Genomic DNA, 16191 nt, shown 5'->3' with positions numbered 1-16191 from the left:
GCGGCCTCTGGCCGCCGTTTTGCTATAAGATAACGGCCGTTTTGCACGCCTTGCTTTAACTGTAGGAGCTGGCTTGCCAGCGATGGACGTCAACGATGACGCGCTCTGTCTGAAAGAGGCGCGCTGCCCTTACGAACATCGCCGGCAAGCCGGCTCCTACAGTAGAACGTTGCCGCCCCATAATATGCTTCCCGGAGTTCCCCCCATGACGGCCCATGCCGACCTTTCGCCGACCCTTCAACTTGCCATCGACCTGATCCGTCGCCCATCGGTCACGCCGATTGACGCCGATTGCCAGAAGCTGATGATGCAGCGCCTGGGCGACGCCGGTTTTGCGCTTGAGCCAATGCGCATCGAAGACGTGGACAACTTTTGGGCCACCCATGGCAAGCACGAAGGCCCGGTGCTGTGCTTCGCCGGTCATACCGATGTGGTGCCGACCGGCCCGGTGCAGGCCTGGCAGAACGACCCGTTCGACGCGTTGATCGATGAAAACGGCATGCTCTGCGGGCGTGGCGCGGCGGACATGAAGGGCAGCCTGGCGGCGATGCTGGTGGCGTCGGAGCGTTTTGTCGCCGACTACCCGGACCACAAGGGCTCGGTGGCCTTCCTGATTACCAGTGATGAAGAAGGCCCGGCGCACCATGGCACCAAAGCCGTGATCGAACGCCTGGCCGCGCGCAAGGAGCGCCTGGACTGGTGCATCGTCGGCGAACCGTCGAGCACTACGCTGGTTGGCGATGTGGTCAAGAACGGCCGTCGCGGTTCCCTCGGCGCGACCCTGACCGTGCGCGGCGTACAAGGCCACGTGGCCTACCCGCACTTGGCGAAGAATCCGATCCATCTGGCCGCACCGGCCCTGGCCGAATTGGCCGCCGAGCACTGGGACGACGGCAACACCTTCTTCCCACCGACCAGTTTCCAGATCTCCAACCTCAATTCAGGTACTGGCGCGACCAACGTGATTCCGGGTGACCTGACGGCGGTGTTCAACTTCCGCTTCTCCACCGAGTCCACCGTTGAAGGCCTGCAGCAGCGCGTTGCGGCGATCCTCGATAAACATGGCCTGGACTGGCACGTGGAGTGGGCGTTGTCGGGCCTGCCGTTCCTCACCGAGCCGGGCGCGCTGCTGGATGCAGTCTCGGCCAGCATCAAGGCGATCACCGGGCGTGAGACCAAGGCGTCCACCAGCGGCGGTACCTCGGATGGGCGTTTCATCGCCACCCTCGGCACCCAGGTGGTTGAGTTGGGCCCGGTCAACGCGACAATCCATCAGGTCAACGAGCGCATCCTCGCCAGCGACCTCGACGTGCTGACCGAGATCTACTACCAGACCCTGATCAAGTTGCTCGCCTGATGCTCGCGTGCCCCCTTTGCAGCGCACCGCTGAACGCGGTGGACAATGGCGTGGCGTGCCCGGCCGGACACCGTTTCGACCGTGCACGCCAGGGTTACCTGAACCTGTTGCCGGTGCAGCACAAGAACAGCCGGGATCCCGGTGATAACCTCGCCATGGTCGAGGCCCGTCGTGACTTTCTCAACGCTGGGCATTACGCCCCGGTGGCCAAGCGCCTGGCGGAACTGGCCGCCGAGCGCGCCCCGCAGCGCTGGGTGGACATCGGTTGCGGCGAGGGTTACTACACGGCGCAAATCGCCGACGCCCTGCCCCATGCCGACGGCTACGCACTGGACATCTCCAAGGAAGCGGTCAAGCGGGCGTGCAAGCGCACCCCTTCGCTGACCTGGCTGATCGCCAGCATGGCCCGTGTGCCGCTGGCGTCAGGCAGCTGCCAGTTTCTCGCCAGTGTATTCAGCCCATTGGACTGGGAAGAGGCCAAGCGCCTGCTCAGCCCAGGCGGCGGCCTGATGAAAGTCGGCCCGACCAGCGGCCACCTGATGGAACTGCGCGAGCGCCTGTACGACGAAGTACGCGAGTACACCGACGACAAGCACCTGGCCCTGGTGCCGGACGGCATGAGCCTGGCGCACAGCGAGACGCTGGAATTCACCCTGAACCTGTCCGAGCCCAAGGACCGTGCCAACCTGCTGGCGATGACGCCCCACGGCTGGCGTGCCAGTGCCGAGCGTCGCGCACAGGTGATCGAGGCGGCCGAGCCGCTGGTGGTCACTGTGTCGATGCGCTACGACTATTTCGTGCTTCAATAACTGACTTTCCAGCATCCGCGAATGGATTTTCGAATCCCGCAACGAGGAACATCCATGCGCCAACCCGATATCGAGATTTACCTGAAGGACGCCGACGTCGACCACAAGGCCATCGCCGCCTGGCTGGGCGCCGCCCTCGGCCCTTGCTCCGACTGGGTCCAGAAAGGCCAGACCTACAAGTGCAAGGCCGGCAATGTGCCCGTCACCTGGCTGCCCAAAGCCGTCGGCAAATGGAACAGCCTGTACCTGGAAAGCGACCAGACCCCATGGGACGACGACATCGCCTGCGCCCGCGCCGCGTTTGCTGCGCTGAACGTGGAAGTGCGTTGCGCGCCGGGGACTTGGGTTGAGGAAGAAGGTGAAGAAAGCGCTGACACCTGGATTCGCATCAGCGAAGACGGTGAAGAGCAGATCACCTGGAAAACAGCATGAACATGTAGGAGCGAGCTTGCTCGCGAAAAACTTCAGGACACCGCGCTCATCCAGGACGAACGCGTTATCGTTGGCGATCTTCGCGAGCAAGCTCGCTCCTACATACGGCCTTACAGGCCGACCACATCCTCCGCCTGCAACCCCTTCTCGCCGGTCACCACGGCGTATTCCACCTGCTGGCCCTCGGCCAGTGAGCGGTGGCCTTCACCGCGAATGGCGCGGTAGTGCACAAACACATCCTTGCCGTCTTCGCGCTGGATGAAGCCATAACCCTTTGCATCGTTGAACCACTTCACATTGCCGGTTTCGCGCGTTGCCATCTGTCTTACTCCCACATGCATTTTTATTGTTGAGTCGCTCGCATTGAACTGCCGAGTATAAGACAGGCTCAAAAACGATCAACTCAAGTTTACATCGCTGCTTTTTTGCCGATTTTCGGCGAATACGGCACACTACCCGCCCGAGCGCCTGCTCGGTTTTTTCCACTTGAAGCAGCACGCCTATGACCCGTTCCCCGTTCCGCCGTCTAGTGTTCGGCACCTTGCGCCGACTGTTGTACCTCTGGGTTCGCTCGGAGACGATCAACCAGTCGTCCCTGACCCTTAACCTGGACCGCAGCCGGCCGGTGTTCTACGTCCTGCAATCGCCTTCCCTCACCGAATTGGCCGTGGTCGACGCCGAGTGCACCAAAGCTGGCCTGCCGCGTCCGGTGCTGCCGGTATCGGTAGGCCCCTTGATGGAACCGGCGGCGTTCTTCTACCTCACGCCGGAACCGGACTGGCTCGGTCGCCAGGACAAGCGCGGCGCGCCGCCCACACTGACCCGTCTGGTCAACACCCTCACCGAACACGCCGAAGAGAATGCACAAATCATTCCGGTCAGTGTGTTCTGGGGCCAGTCCCCCGAGAGCGAGTCCAGTCCGTGGAAGCTGTTGTTCGCCGACAGCTGGGCAGTCACCGGGCGTCTACGCCGCCTGTTGAGCATCCTGATCCTCGGTCGCAAGACCCGCGTGCAATTCTCTGCGCCTATCAACCTGCGTGAATTGATCGAGCACAATAAAGGTCACGAACGTACCGTGCGCATGGCCCAACGCATCCTGCGCGTGCACTTTCGTAACCTGAAGACGGCGGTGATCGGTCCCGATTTGTCCCACCGGCGCAACCTGGTGAAGGGCCTGGTCAACATGCCGCTGGTGCGCCAGGCCATTGCCGATGAAGCCGAGCGGGAGAAGATCAGCCCGGAAAAAGCCAAGGCCCAGGCCCTGCGCTACGGCAACGAAATCGCCTCGGACTACACCTACACCGCGATCCGCTTCCTCGAAGTGGTGCTCAGCTGGTTCTGGAACAAGATCTACGACGGCATCAAGGTCAATAACATCGAAGGTGTGCAAAAGGTTGCCCAGGGTTACGAGGTAATCTATGTGCCGTGCCACCGCAGCCATATCGACTACCTGCTGCTGTCCTACCTGCTGTTCAAAAACGGCCTGACCCCGCCGCACATCGCCGCCGGTATCAACTTGAACATGCCGGTGATCGGCAGCCTGCTGCGCCGTGGCGGTGCGTTTTTCATGCGCCGCACCTTCAAGGGCAACCCGCTGTACACCTCAGTGTTCAACGAATACCTGCACACCCTGTTTACCAAGGGTTTCCCGGTGGAGTACTTCGTCGAGGGCGGTCGCTCACGCACCGGGCGCATGTTGCAGCCGAAGACCGGCATGTTGGCGATCACCCTGCGCAGCTTCTTGCGCTCCTCGCGCATGCCGATCGTGTTTGTGCCGGTGTATATCGGCTATGAGCGCGTACTCGAAGGCCGCACCTACCTCGGCGAGCTGCGCGGCGCGAGCAAGAAGAAAGAGTCGATTTTCGATATTTTCAAAGTGGTCGGCGCGCTCAAGCAGCGCTTTGGCCAAGTCGCGGTCAACTTCGGCGAGCCGATCAAGCTGGCCGAATTCCTCGACAGCGAACAACCGGACTGGCGCGCCCAGGACCTGGGCCCAAACTACAAACCGGCGTGGCTCAACGAAACCACCAACCGCCTCGGCGAACAGGTGGCCCGCCACTTGAACGAAGCCGCCGCCGTGAACCCGGTGAACCTGGTGGCACTGGCACTGCTGTCCACCACCCGCCTGGCCCTGGACGAACAAGCCATGGCGCGCCAGTTGGACCTGTACCTGGCGTTGCTGCGCCGCGTGCCCTACTCGCCTCACACCACCTTGCCCGAAGGCGATGGCCTGGCGCTGATCAAGCATGTGAAGGACATGGACCTGCTGTCGGAACAGAGTGATGCCCTGGGCAAGATTCTGTACCTGGACGAGCAGAACGCCGTCCTGATGACCTATTACCGCAACAACGTTTTGCACATCTTTGCCCTGCCGGCGCTGCTGGCGAGCTTCTTTCAGAGCAGTTCGCGGATGAGCCGCGACCAGATCCTGCGCTATACCCATGCGTTGTATCCGTACCTGCAATCGGAGCTGTTCATTCGCTGGTCGCTGGAAGAGCTGGACACGGTGATCGACCAATGGCTGGAAGCCTTCGTCGAGCAAGGCCTGCTGCGCTTCGAAAACAACGTGTACCTGCGCCCGGCGCCAAGCTCGCGACACTTTGTACTGCTGACGCTGCTGTCCAAGAGCATCGCCCAGACCCTGCAACGCTTCTATATGGCGATTTCGCTGCTGCTCAACAGCGGCCAGAACAGCATCAGCGCAGAAGAACTGGAAGACCTGTGCACGATCATGGCCCAGCGCCTGTCGATCCTGCATGGCCTCAACGCCCCAGAGTTCTTCGATAAGAGCCTTTTCCGACATTTCATCCAGACATTGCTGGAGCAAGATGTGCTGCGCCGCGATGAGGCCGGCAAGTTGAGCTACCACGACCTGCTCGGTGAGCTGGCCGAAGGCGCGGCCAAGCGTGTGCTGCCAGCAGATATCCGCCTGTCGATCCGGCAAGTAGCGTTGCATCGGGTGGATGGGGCTGCAGAAGCAACGGTAGAACCAGAAGAAACCCGCTAGATTTAAGAAGGCGCCCGTTGGATGCCGGCGCCGTTGAAAAGGAGCTGTACCATGAAAAAGATCATCCTCCTGGGCCTCACCGCCCTGCTCGGAGCCTGCCAATCCATGAGCCCTACGCCCAAGGCCAGCCTCGATGGCGAAGTGTTCTACTTGCAACGTATCGCTCTGCCACCGACCGCGACCTTGAGCGTCACCCTGCAAGATGTGTCGTTGATGGACGCCCCAGCCGTCACCCTGGCCGAGCAGAAAGGCCCGGTCAAAGGCCAGGTGCCACTGCCGTTCCACCTGAGCTACGACCCGGCGCAAGTCAAACCCGGCCACAGTTATTCGGTGAGCGCTCGCATCGAATTGGATGGCAAGCTACTGTTTATCACCACCGAACGGCACGCTGTGCAGCTCAATGGCCAGGACGCGCAACCGCTGCGCCTGCGGGTTGATGCTGTCGCCCACTGATAGTCTCTAGAACCTAAGCCAGATCAAAAAGGAAGCGCCCATGCTCCGTAACTCCCTTCGCTTTACTGCCCTGTGTGCCGGCCTGCTGCTCGGCGCCAACGCCATGGCCCTGGACTTGAGCAGCCTGTCCCAGGGCGACGCCAGTGGCGGCCTCAAGGACGCCCTGACCCAAGGCGCGCAGATCGCCGTGAAGCAACTGGGTGTACCCGGTGGTTTCAGCAACAACCCGGACGTGAAAATCGGCCTGCCTGGCAAGCTGGGAAAAGTTGCCGACAAACTGAAAATGTTCGGCATGGGTGACCAGGTGACCCAGCTGGAAACCAGCATGAACAAAGCCGCCGAAACCGCCGTGACTCAGGCCCAGCCAATCCTGGTCAATGCCGTGAAGAACATGAGCGTGACAGACGCCAAGGGCATTCTCAGTGGCGGCCAGGACTCGGCCACCCAGTACCTGAACAAAAGCAGCCGCGAACAAATCCGCACCAAATTCCTGCCGATCGTCAAGGCCGCGACCGACAAGGTCGGCGTCGCCCAGCAATACAATGCCCTGGCCGGCAAGGCCGCGGCCTTTGGCGCGGTGGATGCCAAGAGCGCCAACGTTGAGAACTACGTGACCGAGCAGGCGCTGGACGGGTTGTTCAAGATGATTGCGAAGCAGGAAGAAACCATTCGTGAGAACCCGGCGGCCGCCGCGACCAGCCTGGCGAAGAAAGTCTTCGGCGCGCTGTAACGCACTCACTCGGTGCGCCCAAGCCGCTCGCAACGGACTTGGGCGCAACGGTCTTACGCTAGTCCCTTAGCGATTCAACGAAAACAGCGGATACAAAGGTCGGCTCGGCAACGGCTGCTCAACGCCCATCTGTGGGTGGAGATGGTAGTCCCCGGGCCTGGCTGGTCGAGGGTGGTTGTAACCGAACTGATTCGATTGGGTGTGATGATGGCAGGGTTTTTCATACCCTGGCGTCTGAGGTGTAGCCGGCTCATAGCCTTTGCGAGGCAGTTGACTGCCCACCAAAGCACCGAGAAACGCACCTTTGAACGCTGCAATCGCACTAAAAAACGACATGTGACACTCCATAAACTCATTGAAAGAACCTGGCCGCCAACAAGCAAAGCCAGAATCTGCGCCTGTCCATCAGGCAAGTCTGAGTGGAATGCCATGGATGCAACGTTCCCTGATCCTGGAGCGTCGTTTGCATCGGCATGTGTAGCCTCAGTGAAGGACCGAGTCAGCCAGCCGTCCCATCATGATCGTAGCGAAGCAGCCAATAGCCACGGACGTCGCCCGATTGATCTTCAACGGTGTCAGCCAGGCCTTTTGAATCCCTTCGAAACGACTGCCCAGCACGATCCAGGCAGACCCTACCGGTATCACCACCAGCGCCAGCGTGATCATGAAGCCGACATAGTCGGGCAACGTGGCAAAAGTGCCGACCGGCGCGATAAACGACACAATCAGCAGGCCCTTGGGGTTCAAGACCGTCAGCCAGAAGAAATAGGGCCCGGAGAAACGGTCGCGGGTCGGGCCGTCCGTGCTGTTCTTGTGCTGCCACAAGGTGTAGGCAAGTCGCAGCAGATAGCAGACTGCCGCCAACTGCGCGATCTTCACCGTCCACGGTGACCAAGCCGACAGATAGAACGACCCCACGCCCCAGACCGACACCTGAAGCAAATAAGCCAGGCATTCGATAAAAGCCATACGCCATGAAGCCCAGAAGCCAAAAAGCACCCCTGCACGCATTAACAAGGTGTTGGTCGGCCCAGGCACTACCAGTAACAACACCAGTGCAGAAACGGTCCCAAACATTAAGATTATCCTCGGGCGAAAATGATCGAACGCCTTTGCACCGATAGCGCTACCGCGCCAGCGTCAACGACCAGGCAACCGTCGCTACCATCAAAATCGCGAAGCTTACGTTAAGTCGCCGGCTCCAGGTCGGATGGATGAACAACCTGCGCATCCGGCTGCCGGCAAACAGCCACAAAAAATCGAACACCACACACACCAACAGGCAGATCAACGCCTTTGTACCCTGCTCCCACGCAGGCGCCGTGCCCAAGGTGAAACTGCCCAACAATGCAGCGAACGCCGCATACGCCTTGATATTCGCAACACCTAGCACAAAGCCGGCGCCCCAGCCCGGCGTGACTGCGGACTGCACCTGCTCGATCGGCGGCGCAGTACCAATGCGGTAGGCCAGCCAAAAGATATAGGCGATGGAGATGACCGTCAGCGCCGTCGCCAGCATCGGGAAACGGTGCAGCACCACATACAGGCCTGTGGCGACCAATGTCATGGCGATCACCAGTCCTAGCGTGATTCCGACAAAAAAACGCGTCGAACGCCGCATGCCATAGGCCGCCCCGCTTGCCGCCAATGCCAGCGTGGCAGGGCCTGGGCTGGCGAGCAAAGCGATAGCGGCGATAGCGAAAGCCAGCACGGCTTGGTAAATGGGCAGCAGGGTATCAGGCATACGATGCTCCTTATCATCATCCCGTGGGTATCACCTTTGTGCTCCTGCTTGGTGATCAGGTATTCCTCATCCTTGGAAACAGACGCGACAATTTGAGCCCCTGCGATCTGGGACAAGGTATCGAGCAGTACACTGGACTTGGACAGCGTGTTGATCAGCGCGCTGTTTTCAGCAATGAACTCGCTGCGCACTACACTCATGTAGCGTGGCGTATTATCAGTGGTTGCCAAGTGCAAGTCGCGACGTTCAAGCTGACGATCGATCAGACTGTTGACCTCACTTGTTATCTTTTCGCGCAGGTCGTCGTCGACAACATTGCACACTTTTATAAACCCGTTACGGGAAAACTCATGGCGCAGTGCAAATACGCTTGATTCAGGAAAGTTAGTAGCGTGATGGTCTTGCAGGCGAGCCTCATCAAGTACGTAGTTCATTTCAATCCCTCGACAAATAGATCAAGTTGAAAGAGCAACGCAGTACTGCCTACGACTGCTGGCAAAAACAATAGGCAGGGGCTTTCAAAAAAGCCATTGTTTTTTTACGGAATCGTGGTATGTAAGATTTTCATGCTATTTCATCAATGTTCGTAAGGTCCATCTAATGAAAAAGCTTACAAAGATCGATGCAAAACTAGACCCGATTGATCGCGCGCTGATTACTGCCCTCCATCACAATGCCCGCGCATCGATTCGCGCACTGAGCCGCCAGGTAGGGCTGTCCGCGCCAGGCTGCAGCGAACGCCTCAAGCGCTTGGAGGTCGCGGGAGTCATCAGCGGGTTCAGCGTAGAGTTAGACGCACAGGCACTTGGCTTTGCACTGCAAGCACTGGTAAGGGTTAAACCCTTGACGGGAAACTTTCAGGTGGTGGAGCAGTTACTTGCGCAAATGACTGAATGTGTTGTGTGCTACAAAATCACCGGAGAGGACAGTTTTTTGTGCCACTTATATACGAACTCCGTCACCCATCTGGACCACACACTGCAGCGCATTACACCACTGGCCGACACTAACACTTCAATTATAAAAACCGTAGAAAAAAAACTTCCCGCACTTTAATTAAATCGGTGGGAGGCACGTAGACTGCAACAGCAGTCATCCGGTGTCAGGCATTTCCCACTGCGTGTCGTTATCGGGCGCATGAACTTTTACACACGCCCTCCCCAACTTATATTATTGGACATCCTTCTTGACGCGGAACCAAGCCGCGTAAAGCGCCGGCAAGAATAATAATGTCAACGCCGTCGCCACAATCAATCCACCCATGATCGCCACCGCCATCGGCCCGAAGAACACACTGCGCGACAGCGGGATCATCGCCAGAACCGCCGCGAGGGCTGTCAGCACAATCGGGCGGAAGCGTCGGACGGTGGCTTCGATAATCGCCTGCCACGGCGCCAGGCCGGCCTTGATGTCCTGTTCGATCTGGTCCACCAGAATCACCGAGTTGCGCATGATCATCCCCGACAAGGCGATGGTGCCGAGCATGGCCACAAACCCGAAGGGCTGGCGGAATACCAGCAGGAACAGCGTCACACCAATCAAGCCCAGCGGCGCCGTCAGAAACACCATCGCCGTGCGTGAGAAGCTGCGCAGTTGCAGCATCAGCAGCGTCAGCACCACCACGATGAACAACGGCACGCCGGCTTTTACCGAGTTCTGCCCACGGGCGGAATCTTCGACCGTGCCGCCGACGTCCAGCAAGTAACCATCCGGCAGCTCAGCGCGTACGCTTTCCAGGGTCGGCAGGATTTGCTGGACCAGGGTCGCCGGTTGTTCCTTGCCATAGATGTCTGCGCGGATGGTCACCGTGGGTAGACGGTTGCGGTGCCAGATGATGCCTTCCTCAAAACCGTATTCGAGGGTGGCGATCTGCGACAGCGCCACGCTTTTGCCATTGTCGGTTGGCACCGCCAGGCTTGGCAGCAACGACAGCTCGGTGCGTTCATGCACGGTGCCGCGCAGGAGGATTTCGATCAACTCGTTGTCCTCGCGGTATTGGCTGACGCTGGACCCGGTCAACGAGCTCTGCAGGAATTTCGACAGGTTGGCCGTGCTCACGCCGAGGGCACGGGCGCGGTCCTGATCGATATTGAGGTAGACGATCTTGCTCGGTTCTTCCCAGTCCAGGTGCACGTTGACCACGTGGGTATTTTCGCGAACCTTTGCAGCGACTTTCCGAGCCAGCGCGCGGACTTCTTCGATATGTTCGCCGGTCACGCGAAACTGCACCGGATAGCCCACAGGCGGACCATTCTCCAGGCGTGTAACCCGTGAGCGCAGGTCAGGGAATTGTTCGTTGAGGGTTTCGATCAGCCAGGTGCGCAGGCTTTCACGCTCCTCGATGGTTTTGGCCAGCACGACAAACTGGGCGAAGCTGGCGGCCGGCAGTTGTTGGTCAAGGGGCAAGTAGAAACGCGGCGAACCGGTGCCGACATAGGCCACGTAGTTGTCGATGCCCGCGTGCTCCTTGAGCAAGGCTTCCAGGCGTTTGACCTGGTCGGCGGTGTTGCTCAAGGACGCCCCTTCGGCCAATTTCAGATCCACCATCAGTTCCAGGCGGCCGGAAGCCGGGAAGAACTGTTGCGGCACAAAACGGAACAGCGCCACCGAGCCGATAAACAGCAGCAGGGTCAGGACGATCACGGTTTTACGCCGACGCACGCACCACTCCACCAGGCGTCTTACGCGTTGATAGAAGGGTGTGCCGTAGGGATCCGGGCCATCGGTGCCGTGCTTGGCCGCATGAATCTTCGCCAGGTCCGGCAGGAGTTTTTCCCCCAGGTAGGGTACAAACACCACCGCAGCTACCCACGAGGCGAGCAATGCAATGGTCACCACCTGGAAGATCGAACGGGTGTACTCGCCGGTGCTCGATTGCGCCGTGGCAATCGGCAGGAAGCCCGCTGCGGTGATCAGCGTACCGGTGAGCATCGGGAATGCGGTGCTGGTCCAGGCAAAGCTGGCGGCCTTGAGCCGGTCGTAACCCTGCTCCATTTTGATCGCCATCATTTCCACGGCGATGATCGCGTCGTCCACCAGCAAACCCAGCGCCAGCACCAAGGCGCCGAGGGAAATCTTGTGCAGGCCGATGCCCAGGTAATACATGGTGGCAAAGGTCATCGCCAACACCAGCGGAATCGCCAGGGCCACCACCATGCCGGTACGCACGCCGAGGGAGAAGAAACTCACCAGCAACACGATAGCCAGCGCTTCGGCCAGTACCTGCACGAATTCGCCGACGCTGGTTTTCACCGCCGCCGGTTGGTCCGACACCTTGCGCAGCTCCATGCCGGCTGGAAGGTTCTTCTGCAGGCGTGCGAATTCTCCTTCCAGGGCTTTGCCCAGTACCAGGATATCGCCGCCGTCACGCATGGCCACGGCCAGGCCGATCGCGTCTGCGCCCATGTAACGCATGCGCGGTGCCGGCGGGTCGTTGAAGCCACGGTGGATGTCGGCCACGTCGCCGATGCGGAAGGTACGGTCGCCCACGCGAATCGGGAAGTTGCGGATCTCTTCCACGCTCTTGAAGTTACCCGATACGCGCAGTTGCACGCGTTCGCTCGGGGTTTCAAAGAACCCGGCAGTGGAGACTGCGTTCTGCTCCTGCAACGCCTTCTGTACCGCTGCCAGCGGCAAACCGAGGGTCGCCAGCTTGAGGTTGGACAGTTCGATCCAGATCTTCTCGTCCTGCAGGCCCAGCAGCTCGACCTTGCCCACATCCGCCACGCGCTGCAGCTGAATCTGGATACGGTCGGCGTAGTCCTTGAGCACCGCGTAGTCAAAGCCGTCGCCGGTCAGGGCGTAGATATTGCCGAAGGTGGTGCCGAATTCATCGTTGAAAAACGGACCCTGTATATCCGGTGGCAAGGTCTGGCGGATATCGCTGATCTTCTTGCGCACCTGATACCACAGCTCAGGAATCTGCGCCGAATGCATGGAGTCGCGGGCCATGAAGGTGACCTGGGATTCACCGGGGCGCGAGAACGAGACGATGCGCTCGTACTCACCGGTTTCCATGAGTTTTTTCTCGATGCGCTCAGTGACTTGCCGGGAGACTTCCTGGGCCGTGGCGCCAGGCCAGTTGGTCTTGATCACCATGGCCTTGAAGGTGAACGGCGGGTCTTCACTTTGTCCCAGTTTGGAGTAGGACAAGGTGCCGACCACTGCCAGCAGAATCATCAGGAACAAGACGATCTGGCGATTACGCAACGCCCATTCGGAAAGATTGAAACCCATCGGGGACTACTCCTTGGCCGCCAGATTCACCACACGGTTGGAGCGATCCACAGGGCGCACTTGCTGGCCCTCGTGAAGCACATGTACACCGGCAGCAATGACCCAATCCGTAGGGCTCAAACCTTCCAGTACCGGAACGGTTTTTTCACCGAAGGCACCGATGCGCACGGGCGTGCGCTTGAGAGTGTTGTCCGGCTGTACACGCCACACGTAGGACGCACCGTTCTCCGCGCTGAGGGCCGACAGTGGGACCGAGAGCGGAATATCGCCGTCGACCTGTATGAACACGCGGGCGCTCTGGCCCAGCTCGGCCGGGACCTTGCCGCCGGTGAACGCCACACGGGCAGCGAACGTACGCGACTTTGGATCGGCAGCCGGCGACAGCTCTCGAATGCGGCCGCTGAAGCGCTGGTCGGGCTGGCTCCACAGCTCGACCGACACCGGCTGGCCGATCTTGAAACGACCAAAACCCTGCTCCGGCAGGCTGATCAATACTTCACGTTCGCCATCGGTAGCGAGGGTGAACACGGTCTGGCCGGCGGACACCACCTGCCCGACTTCCACCGCACGTTTGGCCACCACGCCATCCTGTGGCGCACGTAGCACCGCATAGCCAGCCTGGTTGCTGGCCACGTCGAACTCGGCCTTGATCTGCTTGAGTCGGGCTTCGCCGGATCGGTAAAGGTTTTCGGAATTGTCGTACTGCGAGCGGCTGACCATCTGACGGTCCATCAAGGTCTTGTAGCGGTCACGCTCGGCGCGCACCAGGCTCAGGTTGGCCTCGGCGGCGGCGACTTGGGCACGGGTCGCTTCCAGTTGCAGGCGCACATCTTGCGGGTCGAGTTCGGCAAGCGCCTGGTTGGCCTTGACCCGCTCGCCCTCTTCCACCAACCGCTTGCTGACTTTGCCACCGATGCGAAAGGCCAGGTCCGGTTCATAACGGGCGCGCACTTCACCGGGGTAGCTGTCCATCGACTGTGAAGAAGGCTGCGGCTGCACCACCATGGCCGGTCGGATGGTAGTCTGGGCCGCTTCTTCATGGCCGCAGGCGGCCAGCAGGAAGATCAGGCTGATAGGCAACGCAAAGGGCAGGAAGGTGCTGCGCATGCTGTAGGACCTTTCGCAAATAGATCTAGGAATAATTATACTGGCGGGTATGTTATTAATACCAAACTCACCAGTCCAGTATTAAAGGTGAAAATGTCCGACAATCCCGTAAACACCAATAGCCCCGGGCGCCCCAAGGACATGGCAAAACGCCAGGCAATCCTCGAAGCAGCGAAAATCCTGTTTTTGAGCAACGGCTACGCCAGTACCAGCATGGATGCAGTGGCCCTTGAGGCCGGCGTGTCGAAACTGACCGTGTACAGCCACTTCAACGATAAAGAGACGTTGTTCACCGCCGCCGTGGTGGCCAAGTGCGAAGAGCAACTGCCGGTGATGTACTTCGAGTTGCCTGCGGGCATGCCTGTGGAGACTGTGTTGTTAAATATCGCGCGGGGGTTCCATCGCCTGATCAACAGTGAGGAATCAGTCAACCTGCATCGCCTGATGATGACGACCGGCAATCAGGACGTGAAACTCTCGCAGATCTTCTTCGAGGCCGGTCCCATGCGCATGCTGCAGGGCATGGAGCGCCTGCTCGGCAAAATCGACCAGAACGGCGCGCTAAGCATCGACAAGCCCTTTACGGCGGCCGAGCATTTCTTCTGCCTGCTCAAGGGCACGGCGAATTTCTGCTTGCTGTATGGCTGCGGCGGGCAACTGAGTGAAGAAGCCGCCGAAGCCCATGTGCAGGAGGTGGTGGGGTTGTTTATGCGGGCGTATAGGGTTTAAGAGGGTCGTTGTCTGAACCAGCGCTATCGCCGGCAAGCCGGCTCCTACAGGGATTGTAGGAGCCGGCTTGCCGGCGATAAGGCCCTCAGCCCTTGAGTGCTTTCTTGGGATAGATGTCATAGCGACTGGATTTGCCATCCAACGCATGACTCGGCTTAGGCCCTTCGATGCACGGTGCCTTGCGCGGACGCTTGACCACCACACGGTGGCTGGCCAGGGCCAGGGCGGCGGCCAACAGCGCCGGTGCGTCTGGATCATCCCCCACCAGTGGTCGGAACAGGCGCATTTCCTTCTTCACCAAGGCGGTTTTTTCACGGTGTGGAAACATCGGATCGAGGTAGATCACCTGGGGCGGCTCACCTTCCCAATTGCGCATCACGTCGATGGAGTTGCCCTTGAGCAACTGCATGCGCGCCACGATCGGTGCCACCTCAAAATCATCCGCGCCACGTGCCAGACCGTCTTCGAGCAAGGCGCCGATCAGCGGCTGGCGCTCGATCAGGCTCATCTCGCAGCCTAGACTGGCCAGCACGAAGGCGTCCTTGCCCAGGCCGGCCGTGGCATCCAGCACCCGTGGGCGCACGCCTTGGGCGATGCCGACGGCCTTGGCGATCATCTGCCCGCTGCCACCACCGTACAGTCGACGATGTGCCGCACCGCCTTCGACAAAATCCACCCGCACCGGCCCTGGTGCATCAGGCCCGAGCTGTTGCAGCTGTAGGCCGTGCTCCCCCACTTGCAGGGAAAAGTCCGCATCCGCCAAGTGCATCGGTAAACCCAGCAGTGACGCCCATTGCTCGGCACGGCCCTGGAACCCTTCGCCCAAGGCCTCGACCTGGATGCGGCTGGCCGCTGGTTGTTCGCTCATCAATCGCTACGCTCAAAAATATTAAGGATCGGCAAACAGCGGCCGATAAAAACAACAGTCAGGTATTTTGCCAGAGCTGAGCGTCGACCGAGAAAAATGTCAGACATTCTTCCCCTAACCATCGGTGTACTGCCGACCCACAACCACTACGGCCTGCGCAATACTCAAGCGCTGGCCGGGGTGAGTCATGTGTGGCAGGACTTCTTCGCCCGTGCGTTGGCCGAACAGCTCGGCGATACGCCGGACGCGCTGGCCGTGCAGGCGCAGGCACCGGCGGACCCAGCGGTAGAACCCAGCGCCGGCGCCGACCTGCTATCGCAGATCCTCACCCAGCGTGAGTGCGACGTGAAAGACACCGAAATCGCCCCACCGGAGCCACTGTTCCTGCCGATCGCCGAGTTCGAAACCGAGCTGCTGCCACCGGCTGCCACGCCATTCCCGCAAGAAGAAATCGTCGCCCAGCAGCGCCAGCAGAACTTCGAAAGCGGTTGGGTGCGCCCAATCGTGCTGACCGCCGGCCAACCGTTGCCAGAGCCTGGCCCGGCGCCGGAGCCACGCCCACTGCACTTGCCCATCGCCGAATTCGAACTGGACCTGCTGCCGCCAGCCGCCACGCCGTACCCGACCGAAGAGCTGGTCGCGCAGCAAAAAGCGCTCGACTTCGACTACTACTGGGCGCGCCCGCTGGTCACCCAGAACCTGCGCCTGGCCGCCTGACA

The 16191-nt window shown here is 60.1% G+C and carries 16 protein-coding genes; 9 read left to right on the top strand and 7 right to left on the bottom strand.

Annotated elements, in window-relative coordinates; all coding sequences use genetic code 11:
• Positions 1-205: 205 nt before the first annotated feature.
• From dapE to HX868_RS14115, 3 genes are read left to right on the top strand one after another with little or no spacing between them, the layout of a single operon-like run.
• Positions 206-1357 carry a succinyl-diaminopimelate desuccinylase gene (gene dapE / locus HX868_RS14125; RefSeq protein WP_016975832.1) on the top strand — a complete coding sequence of 384 codons (1152 nt, stop codon included), beginning with the start codon at positions 206-208 and terminating at the stop codon, positions 1355-1357.
• On the top strand, positions 1357-2166 hold the full coding sequence (locus HX868_RS14120; RefSeq protein WP_177003300.1) for a putative RNA methyltransferase: 810 nt from the start codon (positions 1357-1359) through the stop codon (positions 2164-2166). Before dapE ends, HX868_RS14120 begins: the two co-directional genes overlap by 1 nt.
• A gap of 54 nt (positions 2167-2220) precedes the next feature.
• Positions 2221-2598 carry a hypothetical protein gene (locus tag HX868_RS14115; protein WP_095014947.1) on the top strand — a complete coding sequence of 126 codons (378 nt, stop codon included), beginning with the start codon at positions 2221-2223 and terminating at the stop codon, positions 2596-2598.
• 110 nt (positions 2599-2708) lie between these two features.
• Here HX868_RS14115 and HX868_RS14110 read toward each other — a convergent pair whose 3' ends face one another.
• Positions 2709-2918, bottom strand: coding sequence for a cold-shock protein (locus HX868_RS14110; protein ID WP_003219353.1), 210 nt, complete (start codon positions 2916-2918; stop codon positions 2709-2711).
• A 182-nt stretch (positions 2919-3100) separates the two neighbouring features.
• Here HX868_RS14110 and plsB point away from each other — a divergent pair, with 182 nt between their 5' ends.
• Genes plsB through HX868_RS14095 form a run of 3 tightly spaced genes read left to right on the top strand, consistent with a single transcriptional unit; the run spans position 3101 to position 6788 of the window.
• A complete protein-coding gene (gene plsB, locus HX868_RS14105) occupies positions 3101-5605 on the top strand; it encodes a glycerol-3-phosphate 1-O-acyltransferase PlsB (protein ID WP_177003299.1) in 2505 nt (834 codons plus the stop codon).
• A 51-nt stretch (positions 5606-5656) separates the two neighbouring features.
• A complete protein-coding gene (locus HX868_RS14100; RefSeq protein WP_177003298.1) occupies positions 5657-6058 on the top strand; it encodes a YbaY family lipoprotein in 402 nt (133 codons plus the stop codon).
• A 40-nt stretch (positions 6059-6098) separates the two neighbouring features.
• Positions 6099-6788, top strand: a complete 690-nt coding sequence (locus tag HX868_RS14095; protein WP_177003297.1) for a DUF4197 domain-containing protein — start codon at positions 6099-6101, stop codon at positions 6786-6788.
• A gap of 483 nt (positions 6789-7271) precedes the next feature.
• On the opposite strand, the gene HX868_RS14090 is transcribed toward HX868_RS14095, so the two are convergent.
• From HX868_RS14090 to HX868_RS30750, 3 genes are read right to left on the bottom strand one after another with little or no spacing between them, the layout of a single operon-like run.
• Positions 7272-7865, bottom strand: coding sequence for a LysE family translocator (locus HX868_RS14090; protein ID WP_177003296.1), 594 nt, complete (start codon positions 7863-7865; stop codon positions 7272-7274).
• A 49-nt stretch (positions 7866-7914) separates the two neighbouring features.
• Positions 7915-8436, bottom strand: a complete 522-nt coding sequence (locus HX868_RS14085; RefSeq protein ID WP_246355531.1) for a LysE family translocator — start codon at positions 8434-8436, stop codon at positions 7915-7917.
• Positions 8370-8966, bottom strand: coding sequence for a HalD/BesD family halogenase (locus HX868_RS30750; RefSeq protein WP_246355537.1), 597 nt, complete (start codon positions 8964-8966; stop codon positions 8370-8372). The genes HX868_RS14085 and HX868_RS30750 overlap by 67 nt, the downstream gene beginning before the upstream one ends.
• Positions 8967-9132: 166 nt before the next feature.
• Between HX868_RS30750 and HX868_RS14075 the strand changes: the two genes are divergently transcribed.
• Complete coding sequence (locus HX868_RS14075) at positions 9133-9588, top strand: Lrp/AsnC family transcriptional regulator (RefSeq protein ID WP_177003294.1); 456 nt, start codon at positions 9133-9135, stop codon at positions 9586-9588.
• 114 nt (positions 9589-9702) lie between these two features.
• On the opposite strand, the gene HX868_RS14070 is transcribed toward HX868_RS14075, so the two are convergent.
• Complete coding sequence (locus tag HX868_RS14070; RefSeq protein WP_177003293.1) at positions 9703-12768, bottom strand: efflux RND transporter permease subunit; 3066 nt, start codon at positions 12766-12768, stop codon at positions 9703-9705.
• Between the two features lie 6 nt (positions 12769-12774).
• Positions 12775-13875, bottom strand: coding sequence for an efflux RND transporter periplasmic adaptor subunit (locus HX868_RS14065; protein WP_016975820.1), 1101 nt, complete (start codon positions 13873-13875; stop codon positions 12775-12777).
• Positions 13876-13968: 93 nt separating this feature from the next.
• On the opposite strand from HX868_RS14065, the gene HX868_RS14060 reads away from it, so the two are divergent.
• Positions 13969-14604: a TetR/AcrR family transcriptional regulator gene (locus HX868_RS14060; RefSeq protein WP_177003292.1), complete on the top strand. Its 636-nt coding sequence runs from the start codon at positions 13969-13971 to the stop codon at positions 14602-14604.
• Positions 14605-14689: 85 nt separating this feature from the next.
• Here the strand turns inward: HX868_RS14060 and HX868_RS14055 are convergent, their stop codons facing one another.
• A complete protein-coding gene (locus HX868_RS14055) occupies positions 14690-15472 on the bottom strand; it encodes a class I SAM-dependent methyltransferase (RefSeq protein WP_177003291.1) in 783 nt (260 codons plus the stop codon).
• Positions 15473-15568: 96 nt separating this feature from the next.
• Between HX868_RS14055 and HX868_RS14050 the strand changes: the two genes are divergently transcribed.
• Entirely contained in the window at positions 15569-16189 is a 621-nt protein-coding gene (locus HX868_RS14050) for a hypothetical protein (RefSeq protein WP_016979859.1), read from the top strand.
• Positions 16190-16191 lie beyond the last annotated feature (2 nt).

Origin of the sequence: Pseudomonas reactans (assembly GCF_013385825.1) — a bacterium.
GTDB classification, from domain to species: Bacteria; Pseudomonadota; Gammaproteobacteria; order Pseudomonadales; family Pseudomonadaceae; genus Aquipseudomonas; species Aquipseudomonas reactans.
This window is presented reverse-complemented; position numbering and strand designations above follow the sequence as displayed.